Source organism: Moorena sp. SIO3I6 (assembly GCF_010672095.1).
On record NZ_JAAHHU010001463.1, the window covers coordinates 1 to 1,252 of the forward strand.

Sequence of the window (1,252 nt, forward strand, 5' to 3'; positions counted from 1 at the left end):
ATCACCTGCTGGTAGAGTCACCATTGCCCGTGATTTACAACGGTATGCCAGACATGTTAGACATTCCCTTGGGATTGTAGTCGCTCGACCCGTTGATCCAGGTTTTTGATCCAGGTTTTCAGGTCAGTTTGTTATTGCCGCATTATCTGACTACAATGGACAAATCCAGTCTAGGGATGTCGTGCGTCTTCTTAAAATTGCGGCGGAAAAATCCATTTCCATTGATGATAAGAATTATTGGCAAGACCGAGTTCTAGCTCCCAAAGCAATTCGAGATTGTTTGGCTGACTGCAGCAAAGCAAAAATTACAGAAATAGAGGTAGAAAATGAACCGTTAAAAAAAGTATTTAATAAATTACGTCAATTAAAACCAGATAAGAAAAAAAGCCCTTTTAAACTAGAAAGTATTCGCTTATCTGCAGAACACATTAGCCTCCTTAAGGAAAATGGCGTCATTATCGCTGAAGGCGATAAGTATTACATTTCAGAAATATTTCGTTTAGGATTAGGGTTTTCCCAAAATGTTGGCAGACCAAAAATTATGGCTTTATATCGTCGAGCTAGACAAAGACTCTAGATGATGCTTATTAAGGGATTATTTACCTCTCCCCTCCTTCCAAGAAGGTGATTGAAACGGTTAAGGGAGCAGGGCTGTTTCAAAATCTAATAAGTTAGATTCAATAACTTAGAGCGAGAGAGGGGAATAAGTTCAACGTATTGGTTCAATGAACTATGAACCCTAACGAATCAACACTCTTCCCCAGTCTCTTGCTTTACGAACTAGGCTCTAACAACTAATTCGACCATTTTTGGGCAACTAACTCAGCCAAATCTACAACCCGCTGAGAGTATCCCCACTCATTGTCATACCAGGCAACTACCTTAACCATATCGCCACCCATGACCATAGTTAAGCTAGAATCCACAATTGAGGAAGCATCATGACCCCTGTAATCACAGGAAACAAGAGGTTCGTCGCCGTAAGCCAAAATTCCCTTGAGTGGACCTTCAGCTGCTTCTTTGAGCACTTGATTGACCTGCTCAGCAATGGTACTTTTCTCCACTTGAACTACCAAGTCAACGATAGACACATTGGGAGTTGGTACCCGCAGAGCAATACCATTGAGTTTCCCTTTCAGTTCGGGAATCACTAGGGCTACTGCTTTAGCCGCACCAGTAGAGGTAGGGACAATGTTGAGCGCTGCTGCCCGAGCCCGACGTACATCCCGGTGGCTCGCATCAAGAAGCCGCT

At 43.0% G+C, this 1,252-nt stretch carries 1 protein-coding gene and 1 pseudogene; one reads left to right on the top strand and one right to left on the bottom strand.

The window, feature by feature from the left end; translation table 11 throughout:
• Positions 1–181 precede the first annotated feature (181 nt).
• Entirely contained in the window at positions 182–577 is a 396-nt protein-coding gene (locus tag F6K49_RS50285; protein WP_293060659.1) for a hypothetical protein, read from the top strand.
• 217 nt (positions 578–794) lie between these two features.
• Here F6K49_RS50285 and F6K49_RS50290 read toward each other — a convergent pair.
• Positions 795–1,252: pseudogene (locus tag F6K49_RS50290) on the bottom strand (type I glyceraldehyde-3-phosphate dehydrogenase); the annotation flags it as partial.